19 protein-coding genes are annotated in these 19,536 nt (G+C 67.8%); 5 read left to right on the top strand and 14 right to left on the bottom strand.

Annotated elements, in window-relative coordinates; translation table 11 throughout:
* Positions 1 to 442 precede the first annotated feature (442 nt).
* The 8 genes from OP498_RS16060 to OP498_RS16025 all read right to left on the bottom strand — a co-directional run bounded on the left by OP498_RS16060 (position 443) and on the right by OP498_RS16025 (position 8,918).
* On the bottom strand, positions 443 to 1,165 hold the full coding sequence (locus OP498_RS16060) for a cytochrome c biogenesis CcdA family protein (RefSeq protein WP_280549202.1): 723 nt from the start codon (positions 1,163 to 1,165) through the stop codon (positions 443 to 445).
* A gap of 123 nt (positions 1,166 to 1,288) precedes the next feature.
* On the bottom strand, positions 1,289 to 2,368 hold the full coding sequence (locus OP498_RS16055) for a YncE family protein (protein WP_280549200.1): 1,080 nt from the start codon (positions 2,366 to 2,368) through the stop codon (positions 1,289 to 1,291).
* A gap of 195 nt (positions 2,369 to 2,563) precedes the next feature.
* Positions 2,564 to 3,298 (bottom strand): phospholipase D-like domain-containing protein, encoded by a 735-nt coding sequence (locus OP498_RS16050; protein WP_280549198.1) that lies wholly within the window; start codon positions 3,296 to 3,298, stop codon positions 2,564 to 2,566.
* A 128-nt stretch (positions 3,299 to 3,426) separates the two neighbouring features.
* The gene (locus OP498_RS16045; RefSeq protein ID WP_280549196.1) at positions 3,427 to 3,765 is read right to left on the bottom strand and encodes a cation transporter; all 339 of its coding nucleotides are present in this window, start codon (positions 3,763 to 3,765) and stop codon (positions 3,427 to 3,429) included.
* Positions 3,766 to 4,258: 493 nt separating this feature from the next.
* Entirely contained in the window at positions 4,259 to 5,137 is an 879-nt protein-coding gene (locus tag OP498_RS16040) for a VTT domain-containing protein (protein WP_280554386.1), read from the bottom strand.
* 284 nt (positions 5,138 to 5,421) lie between these two features.
* On the bottom strand, positions 5,422 to 5,988 hold the full coding sequence (locus OP498_RS16035; RefSeq protein WP_280554385.1) for a hypothetical protein: 567 nt from the start codon (positions 5,986 to 5,988) through the stop codon (positions 5,422 to 5,424).
* A gap of 58 nt (positions 5,989 to 6,046) precedes the next feature.
* Positions 6,047 to 6,982 (bottom strand): 2-dehydropantoate 2-reductase, encoded by a 936-nt coding sequence (locus OP498_RS16030; protein ID WP_280554384.1) that lies wholly within the window; start codon positions 6,980 to 6,982, stop codon positions 6,047 to 6,049.
* A gap of 16 nt (positions 6,983 to 6,998) precedes the next feature.
* The gene (locus OP498_RS16025; RefSeq protein ID WP_280554383.1) at positions 6,999 to 8,918 is read right to left on the bottom strand and encodes a DNA topoisomerase III; all 1,920 of its coding nucleotides are present in this window, start codon (positions 8,916 to 8,918) and stop codon (positions 6,999 to 7,001) included.
* A gap of 119 nt (positions 8,919 to 9,037) precedes the next feature.
* Here OP498_RS16025 and OP498_RS16020 point away from each other — a divergent pair, with 119 nt between their 5' ends.
* Both OP498_RS16020 and OP498_RS16015 read left to right on the top strand, forming a co-directional pair.
* Positions 9,038 to 9,211 carry a hypothetical protein gene (locus OP498_RS16020; protein WP_280554388.1) on the top strand — a complete coding sequence of 58 codons (174 nt, stop codon included), beginning with the start codon at positions 9,038 to 9,040 and terminating at the stop codon, positions 9,209 to 9,211.
* 84 nt (positions 9,212 to 9,295) lie between these two features.
* Positions 9,296 to 11,125 (top strand): SEC-C domain-containing protein, encoded by a 1,830-nt coding sequence (locus OP498_RS16015; protein ID WP_280549175.1) that lies wholly within the window; start codon positions 9,296 to 9,298, stop codon positions 11,123 to 11,125.
* 16 nt (positions 11,126 to 11,141) lie between these two features.
* Here the strand turns inward: OP498_RS16015 and OP498_RS16010 are convergent, their stop codons facing one another.
* Positions 11,142 to 12,503 (bottom strand): MFS transporter, encoded by a 1,362-nt coding sequence (locus OP498_RS16010; RefSeq protein WP_280549174.1) that lies wholly within the window; start codon positions 12,501 to 12,503, stop codon positions 11,142 to 11,144.
* A 374-nt stretch (positions 12,504 to 12,877) separates the two neighbouring features.
* Between OP498_RS16010 and rfaH the strand changes: the two genes are divergently transcribed.
* The 3 genes from rfaH to ccoM all read left to right on the top strand — a co-directional run bounded on the left by rfaH (position 12,878) and on the right by ccoM (position 14,213).
* Positions 12,878 to 13,420: a transcription/translation regulatory transformer protein RfaH gene (gene rfaH, locus OP498_RS16005; RefSeq protein ID WP_280549171.1), complete on the top strand. Its 543-nt coding sequence runs from the start codon at positions 12,878 to 12,880 to the stop codon at positions 13,418 to 13,420.
* Between the two features lie 41 nt (positions 13,421 to 13,461).
* A complete protein-coding gene (locus OP498_RS16000) occupies positions 13,462 to 13,968 on the top strand; it encodes a peptidylprolyl isomerase (protein WP_280549170.1) in 507 nt (168 codons plus the stop codon).
* Between the two features lie 128 nt (positions 13,969 to 14,096).
* Positions 14,097 to 14,213 carry a cytochrome c oxidase subunit CcoM gene (gene ccoM, locus OP498_RS15995; protein WP_280549169.1) on the top strand — a complete coding sequence of 39 codons (117 nt, stop codon included), beginning with the start codon at positions 14,097 to 14,099 and terminating at the stop codon, positions 14,211 to 14,213.
* A 108-nt stretch (positions 14,214 to 14,321) separates the two neighbouring features.
* Here ccoM and OP498_RS15990 read toward each other — a convergent pair whose 3' ends face one another.
* From OP498_RS15990 to OP498_RS15970, 5 genes are all read right to left on the bottom strand, one after another.
* On the bottom strand, positions 14,322 to 14,837 hold the full coding sequence (locus OP498_RS15990) for a lytic transglycosylase domain-containing protein (RefSeq protein WP_280554387.1): 516 nt from the start codon (positions 14,835 to 14,837) through the stop codon (positions 14,322 to 14,324).
* Positions 14,838 to 14,991: 154 nt separating this feature from the next.
* Positions 14,992 to 16,713 (bottom strand): proline--tRNA ligase, encoded by a 1,722-nt coding sequence (locus OP498_RS15985; protein ID WP_280554381.1) that lies wholly within the window; start codon positions 16,711 to 16,713, stop codon positions 14,992 to 14,994.
* Between the two features lie 143 nt (positions 16,714 to 16,856).
* The gene (locus OP498_RS15980) at positions 16,857 to 17,612 is read right to left on the bottom strand and encodes a DUF3307 domain-containing protein (RefSeq protein ID WP_280554380.1); all 756 of its coding nucleotides are present in this window, start codon (positions 17,610 to 17,612) and stop codon (positions 16,857 to 16,859) included.
* Positions 17,609 to 18,244: a hypothetical protein gene (locus OP498_RS15975; RefSeq protein WP_280554379.1), complete on the bottom strand. Its 636-nt coding sequence runs from the start codon at positions 18,242 to 18,244 to the stop codon at positions 17,609 to 17,611. The genes OP498_RS15980 and OP498_RS15975 overlap by 4 nt, the downstream gene beginning before the upstream one ends.
* 112 nt (positions 18,245 to 18,356) lie before the next feature.
* Positions 18,357 to 19,535 carry a VWA domain-containing protein gene (locus tag OP498_RS15970; RefSeq protein WP_280554377.1) on the bottom strand — a complete coding sequence of 393 codons (1,179 nt, stop codon included), beginning with the start codon at positions 19,533 to 19,535 and terminating at the stop codon, positions 18,357 to 18,359.
* Between the last annotated feature and the right edge of the window lies 1 nt (position 19,536).

The raw sequence follows: 19,536 nt of genomic DNA, 5'->3' as shown, positions 1-19,536 counted from the left end.
TTATCGATCTGATGAGGCGAATAGCCCGCTATTTAACGAATCAGATCGAATGAAGTTGGCCGAAAGACCGGTTCTCGCAGTAGATCAGCGTTAAGTCCGACAGGCTCCTAGCTTCCGCCACTGCCCCCAGCGAGGAATAATCATCGGTACCCGCTGCTCAGAGGCGCGATAGGCGTCAGCGAACCGAGCCCGCATCTGCCGTTCCTCGCGGTGGGCTAGCCATGTATAGACAAGCACGACCACCGGAAACAGGCCGGCCGAGGATAGCGTCAGTCAATGCACCACGCCTTCGCCGAACAAGGCGATCGAGTCCGGCTGGCACGAGGGTACGCCCTACGTGCAGGCCTACCAGCCACTGGAGGCACAGGAGAACGTCATGGCAGTGGACGGCGATCCGTGGAGATGACGAAGGAGACGCTGCTTATGCGGTTCGGTTGGCCCCTCAACCGATTGTGGCCAGGGCCGGGAACCAGTCCACCAGGATGCTGGAGAGCCGGGTAAGTGTCCCGGAGACGATCAGCAAGCCCATTAGGACCAGGATCACGCCGGCGACAGGTCGCGCATAGGCACTCCACTTGCCGAGGCGGCCCCGGTAGTGGCTGAACTTGTTGAGCAGCAGAGTGCTGGCCAGGAAGGGCATGGCCAGGCCCAGGGAGTACGTCGCCAGGTAGAGCATGCCGGCCTGTGCATTGGCAGTGGTCGAGGTGGCCATCAGGATCGCCCCCAGGATTGGGCCGATGCAGGGCGTCCAGCCGATGGCGAAGGAGACGCCGAAGAAGGTCGCCGCCATGGGGGAACCCCCTCTCGGCTCGGGTGACCACTGGAAGCTTCGCTGCAGGACGGGTAGTCGGAACATGCCCGTCATGAACAGGCCGAGCACGATGACGATGCTACCGGTGATCCAGTTGAGCTCCTGGCGATAACCGCGCAGGAGCTGGCCAATGCTGGTGACACCCAGGCCCATCAGGATGAAGACCACGCTGAAGCCGAAGACGAAGAAGGTGCTCAGCAGCAACGCCTCGAAGCGCCGGTCCGCCTTGCCGGCACTGCCGCCGGTGACCACCGACAGATAGGCGGGCAGCAAGGGCAGGGTGCATGGCGAGAAGAATGACAGCAGCCCACCGAAGAGGGCGCCGATCAGGCCGATAGAGGAGAGCGTGTCCACGGGGCAATCTACCTGGATGCTATGAAGTGGAAGGAGATCGACCGGCAACCGTCAGGGTTGCCGGTCTGGTTCGGTGAGGCAGCGCCTGCTGGAGGGAGGCGCACATAGGGCAGGCAGTCATCTTCACCTTGGTCGCGACACCTCGAGAGAGATCTGATGACCGATGCCCCCCAGTTCCACTGTCTGCAGTACCTCGAGGGAATCCGGGTCGAGGATCCACAGGTGGGGTTCTGCGCGGCTGGTGACCAGCACCCGACCATCGGTAGTTGCCACGGCGAGATGGTAAGGGGCCGGAGACAGCTCGGCACTATGCCGTGTGCCGTCATTGAGGGAGATCCTGACGATGCGATTATCGCCTTGACTCGTCGCATAGAGTCTCTGGCCATCCGGGCTCAGGTCGATGCCATGAGGTGCCGCGCCGATCTCGTATTCTTCGGCCACACGCCCGGTCGGAAGATCCACCGCCATGACTCTCCCTCCCTCAACATCGTTAACGTATAGGCGTGCCCCGTCCTCCGAGAGCACCATGTGCTCCGGGCTTCCGCCGACGTGGATATTACGCTGCACGAACCAGTGCTGAGTATCGACCTCGCTAATGGTGCCGTTACCCGCATTGCTGACCAGTATCGGGCCACCCGCTTCCTGCTGAACCAGGTAGTTGGGGTTGGGCCCCGTGGGCAAGGAGGCTATCACCTGGCCGCTTTCCAGCGACACCACGCTGATGCCTCCGCCGATGGGATGGGTCGAGACGGCATGGCGTCCATCGCGTGTGACCAGTACATGGTGCACGGGTGACGGCACCTCCAGGGTCCTGCTGATGCGGCTCGTGGCCGTGTCGGCGACGTAGAGCAGGCCGGTACTTGCTTCCTCCAGGGAGACCGTTCCGCCATCGCCATGATGGGCCGCGTGCTCGTCTTCCGTCACCCCTTCGGGGCGAGCGATCTCGCGACCGGACTCATGAGGGGTGAGACTGCCAAGGATGAGTTGCTGGCCGTCGGGCGTGAGGGCGGAGCCGTGCGTGTTGATCGTATCGGTCACGGTCGATACCACCTCCAGACGATCCAGGTCGATGATACCCACGGCATCTGCCGTCCCCATCGGCACGAATGCCCGGTCGTTGGCCGCCATGACGGCAGTCGAGGCTCCCAGGGCGACGCCGGCCATGAGACAAGCCAACCACGGTCTTTGCAGAGAGTTCTTCATGAGATGCATTTCCTGGATGTTGAGGCCCCGGCGGGACGTAGGGGACTACCAGCAGGTGGTCGGAATGTCATGGGGGTGCTTGTGGGGTAACACAATAGACCACTGGCGTGACCGCCCTCTTGATGCGTGTCAATTCAGAGGCTTCCGCCCCCCGGTGTCTTCCCAGTGCAACCCGCAACGGGAATGGCGTCGATATCATAGCCAATGCCTTGCACTCCATCCGATGAATTCAGCCATTCGAGCGCTCAATGGCCGCCGCAACCAAGGTTCTCTCTGAACCTCAATCGACTCGTTCAAGTCAATCTCGAATATTGTCGCCAGGGCGGTGTTCAGTGACTGGCAGTCTGCCGCCAGAGTGAGTTCGTAGTTGATGAACAGGCTTCGGTAGTCGAGGTTGGCAGACCCCACCGTACTCCAGTCATCGTCCACGATAAGAGTCTTGGCGTGTAATACACGGGGCTGGTACTCGAATATCCGGATTCCTGCAGCCAGCAACCTGGAATAGGTCGCTCGTGAGGCCCACTGGACAAAAGGCACATCGTTCTTTCCCGGTACCAGCACTCTGACATCGACACCATCTGATGCCGCGCGGCACAAGTCACGCTGGGTTCCCGCATCCGGAAGAAAATATGGCGTGGTCAGCCACAGCCGATTGCGTGCAGCCTTGAAACGGTCTTTAAGATGGCAGCGCAGGCGATAACGGCAGGTATGGCCGTGATTGGTGAGCAGCTCTATAAAGTGGACCCCGGCGGGCCGGACAACTCGCCCGGCGAATACGCGAACCTGCTCGGCTTCGACAGCCACCTGATCCACGGTCTCGACCGGCCAGACGGCATCGGCACAAGGTCGCCACCAATAGGGCGCGCTCTCTGTCGCGGGCGACCAATGGAAGCTGCGCTGCAGGACGGGAAGTCGGAACACGCCCGTCATGAAAAGGTCGAGAACGATGACGATGCTGCCGGTGAGATGGCTTTCACGTTATCGGCATTCGGTGACACACCCCGTCAGCTCGGCGGCGATCCGTACGATATGGTGGTGGCGGGTGATGACCGGAGCCGTCAATGGCAGCTCCACGGCTCCTTACTGGCATTGTCCTTGATGTTCTGGTCGACGAACCGGTAGTGGTCTTCCTTGAAACGTGTCCACCAGTCGTTGCTGATCTCGATGGCGTGCCGGTCGAGGATCGCCTCGATATGGTCGATGCATAGCCGCGACGCATCATAGGCCAGGCTGAGCCTGCGCTTGTCGGTGTCGTAGTCGACTCTGTCAACCCCGTACACCTCATCGATCTCCCCGATGGCGAGGCCTAACGCTTCCTCATTGCAGGGTTCGAGCTTCAGCTTGCGAGTCACTAGGTTGACCTCGGAGACGCCGAGGCGGCGCTCTTGCTTCGACATGATGCACACTCCCCTCTATCTTTTTTCGTCCTGCACGGTCAGGTGCTTGTCGGGCTGAGGCGAAGGCATTGTCCAGCACCGACACCGTGCTGATCGACCTGGCGACATTGGTACCAGTCCCCATGGCGATACCGACCTGCACCACCGCATGCATCGTCTTCACCTTGCCGGCCTTCTGCTCCGGCAGCACCGCAGCTTGGCTCAGGCGCTTGGGAACTGCCAAGTTGCTCAAAGTCTAAATCCCTTGTGGTACCCAATGGTCAAGCGAAAGGGGAACACCAAGGTGCGGATGGCACCACACCTTGATCGACATCATGCAAATCCCGCCTTCCGGGGTCCCCGCCACCCGCCTGAACGATGCAGTGAAGCCAAGGCGGAAAAGGCGGAGCTTGTGCGTGGTGTCATGGAGATGTCAGCGAGGGATGACAGGGTAGAGAGTGTCGTCACTCCCATGATAATCGGCTCCAGGGGAGCTTGGTGGGACTCAGACTGGCTATCCCAGGTGAAGCCAGCGCCTGAGGGCCGCTCGCACGTGTACTGGCGTGACCTTCCAGGCCAGCGGGAGCAGGGTAATGGTGCCGAGCGCGAGCACGGTGAGACCCGCGCGGCGCAGATCGTCTGAGGCGAGTTCGTCGCCGAAATGCGCCAGCAGGAAGCTTGCTGGTAGCACCCCCAGCAGCGTCGCGACGGCGAAGCGCCAGGCCTTGAGAGGTGAGAGTCCCGCCGCGTAGCTGATGACGTCGAATGAGACGAACGGCATGAGCCGGGTGGCGAAAACGGCGGCCATCAGGGCGTTCTGGGAGTCAATGAAACGGTATAGCAGGTTCGGGGGCGGGCGCACGCCCGACCAGGCCCTCAGGGCGTCATACCCCAGCAGGCGGGCAATGCAAAACGCGATCAGCGCACCGGTACCGGAGCCGATGGCGACATAGAGTGTCCCCCAGGCATGGCCATAGGCCGCGCCGGCGGCAAGCGCGATCGGCGCACTGGGGATCGGACTCATGACGATGGCAAGGGTCATCAGGCCTATGACCAGGATCGGCCCCAATGGACCAAGTCGTATCACCGCCTGCTCGAGGGTATCGCCGGTGAGCAGGGTATCCAGCGTACCACTACGCCACAGCACCAGGGCAATGGCAAGAAAGGCGGCAAGCAGCATAACGCCCAGGAGGATGCGCCGCCTCGAGGTAGGAAAGAAGCGGGAAGGGGCGCCGTCCTCATGCTTCTGATGCCTGGCCATGTCACCCAATCCTGATTTCCTTAACCCCGCCTTGTGGCTGAAAACGTCAAACTCCTCTGCTGTCCGTGGTGACATGATGTGGGCACCCGCGACGATGATCAAGGGAAGGAGCGGCACGAGCAGAAGGGGCAACCGCTCGTTTCGACACTCGTCGGGAAGATACCTGGATCATGCTCAAGGCCAGCGGCACAAGCGTGTTTCGCCACGGCCATTGGGTTGGCGATAATAGGCTCGGTCCGGGGCTGATCGGCTGGTTGCCCGTCGGAGGTGATGGGGGCCGTTGCGACTTTGCTGGCGGTGGCCTTGTGGGGGGACTGAGGCCACCGCCCCGGCAGGCACCGGGGCAATGTTGTTGCCCGTAGACGATTCAGCCGATATTGCGTGAGAGGCTCGGGGTGAGGAGCGCGAGAGCAGGGTCAGAACGGGTAGTGGATGGACGCCGTCATCAGGTTGAGGTGGTTCATGGCCGGGGCTTTGATCTCCTCGAATTCCAGGCGGCTGACCAGGTGGTGCAGCTGCAGGCGGGCCCCGAAGCCCTGCACCCTGGCGGTGCCCCCGCGAAGCGGGTCGCCGTCCCCGACGGGGTCGCCCTGCCACTCCGCCAGGCCCGACTTGGCGTAGAGCCCGAGCGGCCCGAGACGCACGCCGGCCACCAGGCTGCCACCCAGGCTGGTGGTGTCGAGCAGCTGCTGGCCATCGGTGAGGGACACCGGTACGTCATCGCTTTCGCGATAGCTGAATTCGGCGCCCAGATCGAGGCGCGGCAGGTACTGTGGCGTGAAGCCGGCGGTGAGGCGAAAGCCCGAGGTATAGCCGTCGGGCGTCTTGACGCCGCGCCCCTGGATGATCATGCCGTTGTCGAGGTGCATCAGATCCTGCGCCATGCCCCCGTAGGCGGGCATGGGCGAATCGGCCTGCGAGGGCAGCGCCAACAGCGCCAGGACACTAGCCAGTGCGATAACGAGGCGTGAATCCGGTTGCATGATCTCCGACCTTGAGTCGGCAGTGGGGGTGCCGGCCCGGAATCATTGTCTCCCAAGACTAGCAAGTCGCCGGAGGTTCCGCCAATGCCGCCGCCCGGAGGCGCAGGGCGGTCAGGTGATCGGCCAGGCAGGGCGCCGCCAGGCCGTGCCGCTCGGCCGCGGCGAGCAGCGGGGCGAGGATCGCCTCGTGTTCGGTGAGTCGGCCGGCCAGCACGTCCTGCAGCATGGAGGCCCGGTTGCTCGCCGTGGCCTCGACGACCTGCCAGACCAGCTGCCGCCAGCCCTCCTGGCCGCCCCCGCCGGGTGGGGCGACGCCTTCGGCTGCGAGGATCACCGCAACCTCGGCGATCAGCCTCTCGACCAGGGGGCGGAAGGGGCGGTCGCGCAACTGGCCGTTGCGGATCGCGAAGCGGGCGACCAGGGGATTGATGGCGGCATTGACGGCGAGCTTGCGCCATAGCCGCACGCGGATATCGTCGACCGCCTCGGCCGGTAGCCCGGCGGCGGTCAGGGTGCGCGCCAGCGCGGTGGCCAGGTCCGCGTGGGTTCCGTCCAGGGTGCCGAGGTAGGTGTGGCCATGGCCGGCATGGGTTACCCGGTCGTCGGCCTGCACATGAGCGCCCTCGGTGGTGGTGGCGCAGAGTACCGGGCCGCGATGGCGCTCGCTGAGCCGTGGCTGACAGGCGAAGCCGTTCTGCCACAGCACCAGCGGCACCCCGTCAGGCAGCCGGACGGCCAGGGCGGCGTGGGCCGCCTCGGCGCCGTGGGCCTTGGTGGTCAGGTGCACCACGGCCGGTATCTCTGGAGGCAGGGCATCGGCCCGGGCCATGGCAAGCGCCTGGACCCGGGTGTCGCCCTCCGGGGTGACCAGGGTCTGGCGGCCGGGAAGCGGGCGGCGGCCGACCAGCCTCACCGGGACATGGCCGGCCAGCCGGAAGGCGATCAGCCGCCCCAGGGCGCCGGGGCCGACGATCCAGTGCGTCGCTGGGGTCATGGCGCACCTCCCGGGATCATGAGCGGCGGGTGCGTCGTGGCGTGGCCGCCTTGCGGCGCGGCCCGCCGCGGCGCTTGCTGCCAGACACGCGCGGCGTCGGGGCCTGCTCGCCCCGGGCGCCGTGCAGCGCCTCGCGCATCCGGCCCGCGTCGGCGGCGGCGAGCAGGCCATGCAGGTCCTCGATCAGGGCCGCGAGGAAGGGGGCCGGGGCGTCGCCCTGCTCGGCGATGGCGCCCAGGCGCTGCTCCCAGAGCGCGGTCCGCTCGGGGCGGCCCACCGCCTCGGGCAGCGAGGCGATCAGCGCGCTGCCCAGCCGCGTGGCGCGCAGTGCCTTGGCCTGGCGGACCAGGTAGCCGCGCTCCACCAGCGTCTCGATGATGCCGGCACGGGTCGCCTCGGTGCCCAGGCCGTCGTGCTCGCGCAGGGTGCGCCGGACGGCCGGGTCCTCGACATAGCGGGCAATGTTCATCATCGCCTTGATCAGGCTGGCGTCGGTGAAGGGCTCCGGCGGGCGGGTCTCGCGGTCCTCGACCCCGGCCTCCTGGACCCGGCACGCCTCCCCCTCGGTAAGCGCTGGCAGCGGCGGCGCCTCGTCACGGGTGGTGAACAGCGGCTTCCAGCCGGGGTCGAGGATCTCCTGGCCGCGGGCGCGGAAGCATTCGCCGACGATGGTGAATTCCGCCTTCACCTCGCGGGTGGAAAGCGCGGGATAGAACTGGGCCAGCACGTTGCGCACGATCAGCCGGAAGACATCGGCCTCGGCCTTGTCGAGCCGCGTGAGGTCGGCGGGCTTGCCGGTGGGCGCCAGGGCGTGGTGGGCGCCGACCTTGCGGTCGTCCCAGGCCCGGGAGCGCCGCGAGAAATCCGCCCCGGCCAGCCAGCCACGCAGTGTCTCGTCCTGGCGGCAGGCGCCCTCCAGGGTGGCCCGCGCCGCAGCGAAATGCTCCTCGGGCAGGTAGCGGCAGTCCGAGCGCGGGTAGGTGATCAGCTGGTGGCGCTCGTAGAGGCGCTGGCAGATGTCCAGGGTCGCCTTGGCGGAGAGCCCGTAGCGTCGGGCGGCGTCGACCTGCAGGGCCGACAGCGCATAGGGCAGGGGGGCGGCCTGGCGCTTGTCTCGGCTCTCGAGTGCCGTGAGCCGGCCCTCGGCACCGGGCAGGCGCTCGGCCAGGGCGGCGGCCGGTTCCCGGGCCAGCAGGCGCCCCTGGTCGTCGAGGGGATGGGTCTCCCCGGGCACCCACCAGGCGCGCAGCCGGCCCTGCGCGACGGCGAGGTCGGCCCACAGCACGAAGAAGGGCTTGGGAACGAAGTCGCGGATCTCGGCGTCGCGGCGCACCACCAGCCCCAGCACCGGGGTCTGGACACGGCCCACCGAGAGCACGCCGTCGTGACCGGCCTGGCGGCCGATGAGCGTCCAGGCCCGGGTCAGGTTGATGCCGTAGAGCCAGTCGGCCCGCGCGCGGCACTGGGCCGCCCGGTAGAGGGGCTCGAAGCGGCCATTGTCCTCGAGCCGGGCGAGCGCGCGCTGCACCGCCGGGCGGTTGAGGTCGCTGACCAGCAGCCGCGACACCGGCCCCTTCCAGCCCAGGTGCTCGATCACCTCCTGCACCAGCAGCTGGCCCTCGCGGTCGGGGTCGCCGGCATGCACCACCTCGCGGGCGGACTTGAGCAGCCGACGGATCACCGCCAGCTGGCCGCGGGCCTTGGGGCGAGGCATCAGCTTCCAGCGGCTCGGCAGGATCGGCAGGTGATCGAGGCGCCACTGCTTGAGGGCCGGATCGTAGGCATCGGGCGGGGCCTGTTCCAGCAGGTGGCCCAGGCACCAGGTGACCGTGGTGTCGCCCACCACCAGGGCCCCGTCGTCGCGGCGGGGGGCGCCGGGCAGGGCCTCGGCGATGGCCCGGGCCAGGCTCGGTTTCTCGGCGATGATCAGTCGCATGATGGCTCGTCGCGGTGAATGACATGGACATTCTTCCAGTATTCGCCACGCCTCGCCAGGTGTAAGCTTCCCCAATAAGCGTACAATGTTTGTATAACATTGATGGGAGGAGAGCGATCATGCGCGAACGCGGCCGTACCCGGCGTCTGCTGGGACTCGGCGCCCGCACCGGCGGGGCGCTGATCCGCACCCGAATGGGCGGCCAGGCCGACTGGCGGAACCTGGTGCGCCTCGGCGCGCGACTCGACATGGCCGAGCGCACCCGGCCGCTGTTGTCCGGAGGGCATGCCTGATCCTCCGGACAAGCGACTAACCCACCTGCCCAGCCTGGCGCCGGACTGGTAGACTACGGCGTTTTCCAAACGTTGGAGTGCGCGATGCTGGCAGTATGGGTGGAACAGCTGCTGGGCTTTGCCTCGGGTGCCCTGGTGGCCATTCGCCAGGACGAGCGCTACCCCACGCTGATGGCCTGGGCCCGCGACGAAGGCCCGGCTCTGGTCGGCGGCAACCTGGCGCTGGCCCAGGCGCTGGCCCCGGAGCTGTGGTCGCAGACCCCGCTGGCGCGACTCGACTTCGCCGCCGAGCCCCTGGCCCGGCCCGGGCGCAACGAGCCCTGCTGGTGCGATTCCGGGCGCAAGACCAAGCACTGCTGCGGGGCGGTCAGCCTGCCTGGCCACGTGCCACCGCACCTGATGTGGATGCTCTCGCTGCGCGACTGGAAGGGCGATACCCTCAAGGCCGCCCTGGCCAGCGGCCGCGCCCCGGCCCAGGCGCTGCTGGAGGCCGGCCTGATCGCCGCCGAGTCCGGCCAGCGCGGGCGGGCCCAGCAGATCCTCGAGTCGCTGTTCGAGTGTGCCGACTGGCTGACCCTCCCCGAGCAGGCCGAGCCCGCCTTCGAGATCCTCATCGACCTCTACCAGGAGCGCGGCTTCCACCGCAAGCGCGAGGCGCTGCTCGACGCGGTGCTCGACCGTGGCCCGCTGTTCCTGCGCGGCGTGGCCCTGGAGCGGCTGTGCCTGATGCACCTGGACAACGACGACCTGGACAGCGCCCGGGCCGCCTTCGTGCGCGCCCAGCAGGCCCTGCCCGATTCGCCGACCCTGGCCTATATCGAGGCCATGCTGCTGCTCCACGAGGGGCATGAACAGGAGGCCGCCGAGCGCTCGCGCTTCTGGTTCCGGCGCCTGGCCCGCCAGGGTGACCTGGACCCCGACCAGCTGCAGTTCCTGGCCGACCTGGCCGAGAACCCCGGGGCGACGCTCGCCGATCAGCTGCTGAGTGCCGAGGAGGACCTGGCCGAGCCGCTGGTGGCCCTGCAGGCGCTGCTGGAATCACTGCCCGTGGCCCCGCGGCTGGAGGTCCGCCGCGGCGACGACGACGACGGCCTCGAGTACCACACTACCGCCCGCGAGGACACCCTGTTCGCCGCCTGGCACAAGGTCTTCCGGGCTCGGGTCGAGAGCGACGCGCCGATGGGCTTCGACGAGGATCCCTGGCCGCATGCCGGGGAGTGGCTGCCGGCGCTCTGCGCCCATCCCGAGTGGCTGGACGCCCCCGCCGTGGTGCAATCCCTGGCGCTGGCGCTGGCCAGCCGCTTCGGCAGCCTGCCATGGATGGCACCGAGCCTGTTCGAGCCCCTGGCGAGCCGGCTGGAGCGCTGGCTCGAGCAGGTGCGCGCCGAGGGCGAGGGCGCCTTCCTGTGGGACAGCGCCGACAACGCCGTGCTGCTGCGCACCGGCCTGGCGCTGGTGGTGGGCATGGAGCGCGGCGCCCGGGCGCGCTCCCGCGAGCTCGCCGAGCGGCTGCTCACCCTGGACGACCAGGACAGCCTGGGCCTGCGCGAGCTGGTGCTCGACCAGCTGCTCCGGGAAGGTCGCGACCGCGCGGCCCTGGCCCTGAGCGAGCGCGAGCTCGACGGCGATGACGACGAGACCCCGCCGCTGGGGCTGCTGATGGGGCGGGTGCTGGCGCTCTACCGCCTGGAGCGCCGCGACGAGGCCGGCGAGGCGCTGGGGAAGGTGGTCCGCCACAATCCCCATGCCGTGGCCATGCTGTGTGCCGAGAACCCGCGCCCGGTCGGCGGTGGCGATGGCGTCGCCGAGCCCGGCACCCGCGCCGAGGCCTGGCAGTACCGCACCCTGATGCGCGACCAGTGGCGGACCACGCCGGGCGCGCTTGACTGGCTGCAGGCGCGGCCGGCCGACTGACCGATCGGCAAGTCGATCAGGCGGCCCCGGGCGCCGGCACCAGCTCGCGGTCGCGGCTGATCCAGATCGCCAGCAGCACGGCCGGCAGCCCCAGCAGCGTGGAGATCAGGAAGAAGGTGGCATAGCCCTCGCCGCTGACCACCAGGCCGCCGAAGCCGCTGAGGAACTTGCCCGGCAGGGTCATCAGCGACGAGAAGAGCGCATACTGGGTGGCCGTGTAGGCGCGCGAGGTGAGGCTCGAGAGGAAGGCGATGAAGACGGCGCTGGCCAGGCCGTTGGCCAGGTTGTCGCCGATGATCGCCATCACCAGCATCGGCAGGCTCTGGCCGGCCAGCGCCAGGGACACGAACAGCAGGTTGGTCAGCGCCGCGGCCGCCGCGCCCAGGACCAGGATCGGCCCGATGCCGTAGCGGGCCACCAGCAGCCCCCCGAGGATTCCACCGCCGATGCTCATGGCGATGCCGAAGACGTTGGTGACATTGGCGATGGTGGCCAGCGTGAAGCCGAGGTCGATATAGAGCGGGTTGGCCATGGAGGCCATGGCCAGATCGCTGATCCGGAATACCGCCACGAACGCCAGCAGCCACAGCGCCTTGCGCCGATGGCGGGTGAAGAAGTCGGTGAAGGGGCAGACGATCGCCCCGATCACCCAGGCCCCCAGCCGCCGCAGCGGCTTGGGCCGGCCGCGGGAGGCGCGCAGGAAGGCCCGTACCCGCGGCTCATGGATCAGCTGGGTGGTCAGCGAGAGTCGCTCGGGTTCCGGGCGCAGCAGCACCGTGATCACGCCGATGCCCACCAGCGCCGCCATGCTCAAGTAGGCCGCTTCCCAGGAGGCCAGCGAGGCCACGTAGAGGGCGCCGGCACCGGCCGCCAGCAGCCCGCCGCGATAGCCGATGATGTAGGTCGAGGCCATGGCGGCCTGGACATCGTCCGGGGCGGACTCGATGCGAAAGGCGTCGATGGCGATGTCCTGGGTCGCGCTGCCGAAGGCCACCAGCAGGGCGAAGGCGGCCACCAGCGGCAGGTGGCCCAGCGGGTCGACCCCGGCCAGCCCCACCAGGCCGGCGGCGATCATCGCCTGGGCCAGCAGCATCCAGCCGCGGCGCTGGCCGAAGGTGCGAGTCAGCAGCGGCAGGGCGAGCCGGTCCACCACCGGAGCCCAGAAGAACTTGATCGAGTAGAGCATGCCGATCCAGGCGAAGAAGCCGATGGCCGCCACCTCGACCCCGGTGCTGCGCAGCCAGGCCGAGAGGGTCGAGAACACCAGCAGGAACGGCAGCCCGGCGGAGAAGCCCAGGAACAGCATGGTGATGACCGGTGCACGCAGGTAGAGGGCCAGGGCGTCGCGCCAGCTGCGTCGGGCGGTGGGGGGCGGCATGTCGGGCAGGACTCCTTGCGCCGGGGCGTGCGTTGGGACGCGAGGGCGGTCACGCAGGTCCCCGCCATCGATGATAAAATTGTCACTCAGTCGCCGGGCCAGTGGCCGTTCGACCCATGTCGTCCGCGGGCCGTTTCTCGGGTCGACATGCGGAGGGATTGTTGCAGAGCCCCGGCAGTGATACTAGGAGCCTGTCGAACTTAACGCTGATCTACTGCGAGATCCGGTCTTTCGGCCAATTTCATTCGATCTGATTCGTTAAATAGCGCGCTATTCGCCTCACCAGATCGATAAACTTGTCTCGAAATCCGGCTCTCTCGCGACGATCGGTCAAATCCGACAGGCTCCTTGCAGGAACCCTTATCAGGAGCGACATGAGCGATTCAGAGATTCGTCACGACGAGGCCGATGATGCCGTCCCTCGCTGGTACGTGATCCAGTGCAAGGGCGGCGAGTCCTTCCGCGCCGCCGAGCACCTGGCCAACCAGGATTACGAGATCTTCCACCCCGTGCTGCAGGTGCAGAAGAAGCGCCGGGGCAAGCTCGAGTGGGTCAGCGAGCCGTTGTTCCCCTACTACCTGTTCATCCGGCTCGACCGCCTGGCCAGCAACTGGCGGCCCATCCGCTCCACCCGCGGCGTGCTGAAGATCGTTACCTTCGGCCTGGACATGCCGGTGCCGGTCAGCGATGCCCTGGTCGAGACGCTGCTCGCGCATGGCAGCGGGGAGGAGGACGCGACCTCGAACGTCTACTTCCGTGCCGGCGAGCCGGTGGAGATCACCGAGGGTCCCTTCAAGGACCTGCAGGCCGTGTTCGCCAGCCACAAGGGCGAGGAGCGCGCCATCGTGCTGCTCAACATGCTGCACAAGCAGCAGCGCCTGGAGATGCCCGTCGGCCAGCTGCGTCGCCGCGACTAGACACGCTTCCCCGCACTCATCCATTCGCCTGAGGAGACCCCATGACTATCGCCCCGCAACGGGTCGTGAGCCTGCACTATGTGCTCAGCGACCAAGACGGGAGTGTCCTCGACGACTCCCGTGCCCGCCGGCGGCCCCTCGAATACCTGCATGGCCACGGCAACATCATGGCCGGCCTGGAGCGCGCCCTGGCCGGCCAGGGCGCCGGCGCCCAGCTCTCCGTCACCCTGATGCCGGCCGAGGCCTATGGCCTGCGCGACGAGTCGCTGGTGCGCGAGGTCGGCCGCCATGCCTTCCCGGTGGAGGACATCGCGCCGGGCATGCGCTTCCAGACCCCGGGTGACGACGGTCCCGAGATCGTCACCGTGCTCGAGGTCCGCGATGACGCCGTGGTCATCGACACCAACCATCCGCTGGCCGGCCAGGTCCTGCGCTATCGCCTCGAGGTGCTGGAGGTGCGCGATGCCACGCGTGCCGAGCTCGCCAAGGGCCATCCGCTGCCCCCGGGCACCGATCCCGGCGAGGTCGAGGACAAGAAGATGCCGTGAAAACTGACCTGGATCAACGGATTTCCCGTGGCCCGGCGAGGTCGCGGGGAAACTTGATGCAAGTCAGCTTTCCTCTCCAACCGAGGGGCTACAGTGCTCCCAACACATCGGGACGGGAGGACATCACCATGTATCTGGATGACGCCGTAATTTTCGGACTTGTTACCGTCGCGATGATGATCGCTTTCATGGGGGGCTGGGTCGCGTTCATCGTCCGCGACCATCATCGCAAGAAGAAGCACTGAGCCAGCCGCGTCAAGAGTCGTCAGGGGAGGGGGGAGCTTTCCCCCCAGTAGCCGACCCGCTTGGGTCGGCTTTTTTTCGTCTGTCGGGATCGAACGGGCGCCCTGAGGTCAGCGCTCGGCGGTAGTGTGCACCGGGGCGGGGCTCGTCGGCGACCAGTGGCGGGTCAGGGCACGCATCACCCGTTCCGGGTACCAGGTCTTGCCCAGGCTGCCGTTGTAGCGTGCCAGTGCCCGGGTCAGGTCGCCGCCCTCCACGGCCAGGTAATGGGCCAGTATCGTGCAGCCATAGCGCAGGTTGCGGCGCGGGTCCTTGAGGTCGTCGGCCGGCAGGCCCAGCTCGCGGATCCAGAACGGCATGATCTGCATCAGGCCCACGGCGCCGGCCGAGGAGACGGCCTCGGCCTGGAAGGCGCTCTCCACCTGGATCACCGCCAGCACCAGCTCCGGTGCCAGGCCGGCCAGCCGTGCCTCATGGTGGATGCGGCCCAGCAGTTCACGACGCCTTGCCGGCTCCGGTAGGTAGCGGGCAAGGCGCGGCGCCATGTCATTGAGCCACTGGCGAGCGGCCCAGATCTCGGCGGGCGCCACGGGTGCTCCGCGGATGCTGTCGAGGGTACCGCGCAGGCTGGCGGGGGTCTCCGGCAGGGCCCGCACGAAAGGCGCGGGCTGGCCGGGTGACAGCGAGGCAGGCAGGGCGGCGATGAAGTCGTCGCCCTGGGCCAGCGCGTCGCTGGCCCAGAGGCAGCAGGCCGCCGCCAGGGCGGCGGCCCGGTAGCCCTCAGCGAGCGACCTTCTCGCCCAGGAAGTCGAGGATCTGCGCGGCCGGTACCATGGTAGCGTCACTGTCACGGCGTCCCTTGTACTCCAGTTCTCCCTTGTCCAGGCCGCGGTCGCCGACCACCAGGCGGTGGGGAATGCCCATCAGCTCGTGGTCGGCGAACCGCACGCCGGGGCGCAGGTCGCGGTCGTCCAGCAGCACCTCGAAGCCGGCGGCGATGAGGGCCTGATACAGCCGTTCGGACTCCTCGCGCACCCGCTGCGACTTGTGGGCGTTCATCGGCACCATCGCGATCTGGAAGGGGGCGATGGCATCGGGCCAGATGATCCCGGCGGCGTCGTGGTTCTGCTCGATGGCGGCGGCCACGACGCGGGTCACACCGATACCATAGCAGCCCATCCAGGGATGCACGGCACGACCTTCGTCGCCGAGCACGGTGGCGTTCATTGCCTCGCTGTACTTGCGCCCCAGCTGGAAGACGTGGCCGACCTCGATGCCGCGCTTGATGGAAAGCGTGCCCTTGCCGTCCGGCGAGGGGTCGCCCTCGACCACGTTGCGGATGTCATACACCGGGGGCAGCGCCACGTCGCGCTCCCAGTTGATCCCGAAGTAGTGCTTGCCATCGACGTTGGCGCCGGCGCCGAAGTCGCTCATCAGGGCGACCGAGCTGTCGATGATGATCGGCATGTCCAGGTTCACCGGGCCGAGCGAGCCGGGGCCGGCGCCCACCGCGGCGCGGATCTCCTCTTCGCTGGCCATGGTCAGCGGGGCGGCCACCGCGGGGAGGTTCTCGGCCTTCACCTCGTTGAGCTCGTGGTCGCCGCGCACCAGCAGAGCCACCAGGCCGCCTTCGGCGCCGTGGACCATCAGGGTCTTGAGGGTCTTCTCGATGGGCAGGTCGTGCTGCTCCACCAGGGCGGCGATGGTCCGGGCATGCGGGGTGTCGACCAGGCGCAGCTCCTCGGCGGGGGCCAGGCGCCGGGCGTCGCTGCCCAGTGGCGCGGGCAGCGCATCGGCCTTCTCCATGTTGGCGGCGTAGTCGGACTCGGTGGAGAAGACGATGTCGTCCTCGCCGGAGTCGGCCAGCACGTGGAACTCGTGGGAGCCGGTGCCGCCAATGGCGCCGTTGTCGGCGATCACCGGACGGAAGTCCAGTCCCAGGCGGGTGAAGATGCGCACATAGGCGTCATACATCACCTGGTAGGTCGCCATCAGCGAGGCCTCGTCCACGTGGAAGGAGTAGGCATCCTTCATGATGAACTCGCGGGAGCGCATCACCCCGAAGCGCGGCCGGATCTCGTCGCGGAACTTGGTCTGGATCTGGTAGAAGTTGGCCGGCAGCTGCTTGTAGCTGGCGATCTCCTTGCGCACCAGGTCGGTGATCACCTCCTCGTGGGTGGGGCCGACGCAGTAGTCGCGGTCGTGACGGTCCTTGAGGCGCAGCAGCTCCGGGCCATACTGCTCCCAGCGGCCGGACTCCTGCCACAGCTCGGCGGGTTGCACCGCCGGCATCAGCACCTCCTGGGCCCCGGCGCGATCCATCTCCTCGCGCACGATGCGCTCGACCTTGCGCAGGGTCTTGAGGCCCAGCGGCAGCCAGGTGTAGAGGCCGGAGGTGAGGCGGCGGATCATCCCCGAGCGCAGCATCAGCTGGTGACTGATGACCTCGGCGTCGGCGGGGGTTTCCTTGAGGGTGGCGATCAACAGTTGGCTAGCGCGCATGGGTCCGGCGGTTCCTCGAGCGTGTTCGTACAGGTGACGGAATCGGGGGCCGCGCAGGTCGGCGGCAATGACCGAGCATTGTACGGCTCGCCGTCCGAGGCGGCAAAAGCTTGTGCTCACACGGTGTTCCCGCCGAGCCCTGGTCAGCCCTCGAGCAGCAGCAGGCGCACCAGCATGCCCAGCACCAGGGTGGTGGAGACGCTGAGCAGGGTGCCGAGCAGCACGTATTCGGTGAGCTTGCGGTCGCGGGAGTCGCGCAGGTCGCCGAAGCGCAGCACCGACTTGGCGGCGAGCAGGAAACCGACCGCGGTGAGCTGGTCCAGCAGCACCAGGGTCAGCACCAGCAGCCGTTCCAGCACGCCGATGCGCGCTCCGGCGCTGGCCAGGGTGCCGGTCTCCTCGAGCTGCTCGCTCCAGCGCTGCATGACCAGGGCGATGGCGATCGACAGCGGGCGCGTCACCAGCAGGTAGGCGGCCGCCATTCCCAGCACCGTCGGTGAGGCGAGCCAGGCGGCGAGCTCGCGCAGCGGGGCCAGGCTGCCGAGCCAGGCCAGCCAGAGTCCCAGCAGCACCAGCAGGTGACTGGCTTGGTCGAGCAGGAACCAGCGCAGTTCGCCGGCCGGCAGTCGGGCCTTGGCCAGGTCGATCAGCCAGTGGCTGGCGGCCACCGTCAGGGCGCCGAGCAGCACCGCGGCCAGGCCCCGGGGCGTGGCCGCGCTCGCCATCAGCAGCACACCCCCGGCGAGCAGGCCATGCAGGCCGGCATGCTGGAGCAGGCGCGGGGAACGGTGGCGCAGCCGGTAGCGTTCCTCCACCCAGGTACGCGGTTGCAGCAGGAAGTCGCCGACCAGGTGGGCGAGGACCAGCCCCATGAGCAACGAGAGGGCATCGGCGCTCATGGCGTGCCCTCCTCGTCGGCGAGGCGCTGTCGCAGGTAGTCGAGGGTGTCGGAAAGCAGGGCCCAGCGGGCGGCGCGCAAACGCTTGTGTACGCTGGGCTGGCGGATGCCGAGCCGCTCGGCCAGGGCCTGCTGGGAGGCATCATGGCGCAGGCTCAGGCCGACGACCTCGGCGGAGTAGGGCGACCAGCCGTCGAGCAGGTCGTCGATGAAGCGGACCAGCAGGGCGAGGCCGGGGTCCTCGGGCGCGTCCAGCCGGGTCAGCGACAGGTGGGCGCTGGTGTCGGCCAGGGCATCCAGGGCGCGACCCGAGGCCACGAAGGTGGCGCCGTCGGCCGCCGCGATGCCGCGCTCTGCCGGCCCGACCGCCACGGCGATGCGGGCATCCCAGCGCTGGTCGGGCTCGGAGTGCTCGACCAGCGCCGCCCGCAGGGCCACGGCCGCCTCCATGGCCGGCGCCGCCCGGGGCAGGGCGAGCTGGAAGCCGTCGCCACGGAAGCGTTCGCCGTGGCCGCCATGCAGGGAGGCCAGTTCGGCCAGGCTCTCATCCAGCAGCCGGTAGAGGCGAGGTCGGTCGTCGATCTTGCGCGAGTCGATCACGTCGCCGGTCAGCACGGCGATTCGCTGTGGCATGGCAGGTCCTCCGGGGCTCTCGCCTCAAGGATAGCCTTGGAGGGCTATTTATCAATCTAATAGCCTTAAAAGGTTATAATGGCAATATATAGCCCATAAGGGCTATATGCGCCTACCGAGCCAGTTCCCGCATGGCGCTCTCCAGCCCCTCCAGGGTCATGGGGTACATGCGATCGTCGATCAGCTCGCGGATCAGCCGGGTGGAGTGGGTGACCTCCCAGGCGCGCCGCGGCATGGGGTTGAGCCACGCCAGGCGCGGGAACTTCTCCATCAGGCGCCTGAGCCACACGGCCCCGGCCTCGTCGTTGAAGTGCTCCACGCTGCCGCCGGGATGGGTGATCTCGTACGGCGACATGGCGGCGTCGCCGACGATCACCACCTGATAGTCGTCGCCATAGGTATGCAGCACGTCCAGGGTCGGGATGCGCTCATGATGGCGCCTTGCATTGTTCCGCCATAGCCCCTCGTACAGACAGTTGTGGAAGTAGTAGGCCTCCAGGTGCTTGAACTCCGAGCGTGCCGCCGAGAAGAGCTCCTCGCAGGTGCGGATGTGGTCGTCCATGGAGCCGCCCACGTCGAGCAGCAGCAGTACCTTCACCGCGTTGTGGCGCTCGGGGCGCATCCGTACGTTGAGCAGGCCAGCGTCGCGGGCCGTCTCGCGGATGGTGGCGTCGACGTCGAACTCCTCTACCGCCCCCTGGCGGGCGAACTTGCGCAGCCGGCGTAGCGCCATCTTGATATTGCGGGTGCCCAGTTCGAGGCTATCGTCGTAGTCGCGGAAGCGCCGCTCGTCCCACACCTTCACCGCGCGGCGGTGGCGGGAGCCGTCCTGGCCGATACGGATGCCCTCGGGGTTGTAGCCGTGGGCGCCGAAGGGGCTGGTGCCGCCGGTGCCGATCCACTTGTTGCCGCCGGCATGGCGCTCCTGTTGCTCCTTCAGGCGCTGCTTGAAGGTCTCGATCAACGCCTCCAGCCCGCCCAGCGACTCGATCTGGGCCTTCTCCTCCTCGGAGAGCCGCTTCTCGAACTCGCGGCGCAGCCAGTCGTCGGGAATCAGTGCCTCGATGGCGGCGTCCAGGCTCTCCAGCCCCTCGAACCAAGCGGCGAAGGCGCGATCGAAGCGATCGAAGTGGCGCTCGTCCTTGACCATCACCGTGCGCGCCAGCTGGTAGAAGGCCTGCATATCGGCGAACACCACGCCGCGCTCCACCACCGCGTGGAGGTCGAGCAGCTCGCGCAGCGACACCGGCACGCCATGGCGCTTGAGGGTCTCGAACAGGCCGATGAACATC

It is taken from the genome of Halomonas sp. 25-S5 (assembly GCF_029889845.1).
Taxonomy (GTDB): domain Bacteria; phylum Pseudomonadota; class Gammaproteobacteria; order Pseudomonadales; family Halomonadaceae; genus Halomonas.
This window is presented reverse-complemented; position numbering and strand designations above follow the sequence as displayed.

Coding starts and splice junctions, on each gene's coding strand:
- rfaH (WP_280549171.1), top strand. CDS start 12,878: ATGAGCGATTCAGAGATTCGTCACGACGAGGCCGATGATGCCGTCCCT.
- OP498_RS15985 (WP_280554381.1), bottom strand. CDS start 16,713: ATGCGCGCTAGCCAACTGTTGATCGCCACCCTCAAGGAAACCCCCGCC.
- OP498_RS16050 (WP_280549198.1), bottom strand. CDS start 3,298: ATGACGGGCGTGTTCCGACTTCCCGTCCTGCAGCGCAGCTTCCATTGG.
- OP498_RS16020 (WP_280554388.1), top strand. CDS start 9,038: ATGCGCGAACGCGGCCGTACCCGGCGTCTGCTGGGACTCGGCGCCCGC.
- OP498_RS16015 (WP_280549175.1), top strand. CDS start 9,296: ATGCTGGCAGTATGGGTGGAACAGCTGCTGGGCTTTGCCTCGGGTGCC.
- OP498_RS15970 (WP_280554377.1), bottom strand. CDS start 19,535: ATGTTCATCGGCCTGTTCGAGACCCTCAAGCGCCATGGCGTGCCGGTG.
- OP498_RS15980 (WP_280554380.1), bottom strand. CDS start 17,612: ATGAGCGCCGATGCCCTCTCGTTGCTCATGGGGCTGGTCCTCGCCCAC.
- OP498_RS16035 (WP_280554385.1), bottom strand. CDS start 5,988: ATGCAACCGGATTCACGCCTCGTTATCGCACTGGCTAGTGTCCTGGCG.
- OP498_RS15975 (WP_280554379.1), bottom strand. CDS start 18,244: ATGCCACAGCGAATCGCCGTGCTGACCGGCGACGTGATCGACTCGCGC.
- OP498_RS16055 (WP_280549200.1), bottom strand. CDS start 2,368: ATGAAGAACTCTCTGCAAAGACCGTGGTTGGCTTGTCTCATGGCCGGC.
- ccoM (WP_280549169.1), top strand. CDS start 14,097: ATGTATCTGGATGACGCCGTAATTTTCGGACTTGTTACCGTCGCGATG.
- OP498_RS16045 (WP_280549196.1), bottom strand. CDS start 3,765: ATGTCGAAGCAAGAGCGCCGCCTCGGCGTCTCCGAGGTCAACCTAGTG.
- OP498_RS16030 (WP_280554384.1), bottom strand. CDS start 6,982: ATGACCCCAGCGACGCACTGGATCGTCGGCCCCGGCGCCCTGGGGCGG.
- OP498_RS16010 (WP_280549174.1), bottom strand. CDS start 12,503: ATGCCGCCCCCCACCGCCCGACGCAGCTGGCGCGACGCCCTGGCCCTC.
- OP498_RS16000 (WP_280549170.1), top strand. CDS start 13,462: ATGACTATCGCCCCGCAACGGGTCGTGAGCCTGCACTATGTGCTCAGC.
- OP498_RS16025 (WP_280554383.1), bottom strand. CDS start 8,918: ATGCGACTGATCATCGCCGAGAAACCGAGCCTGGCCCGGGCCATCGCC.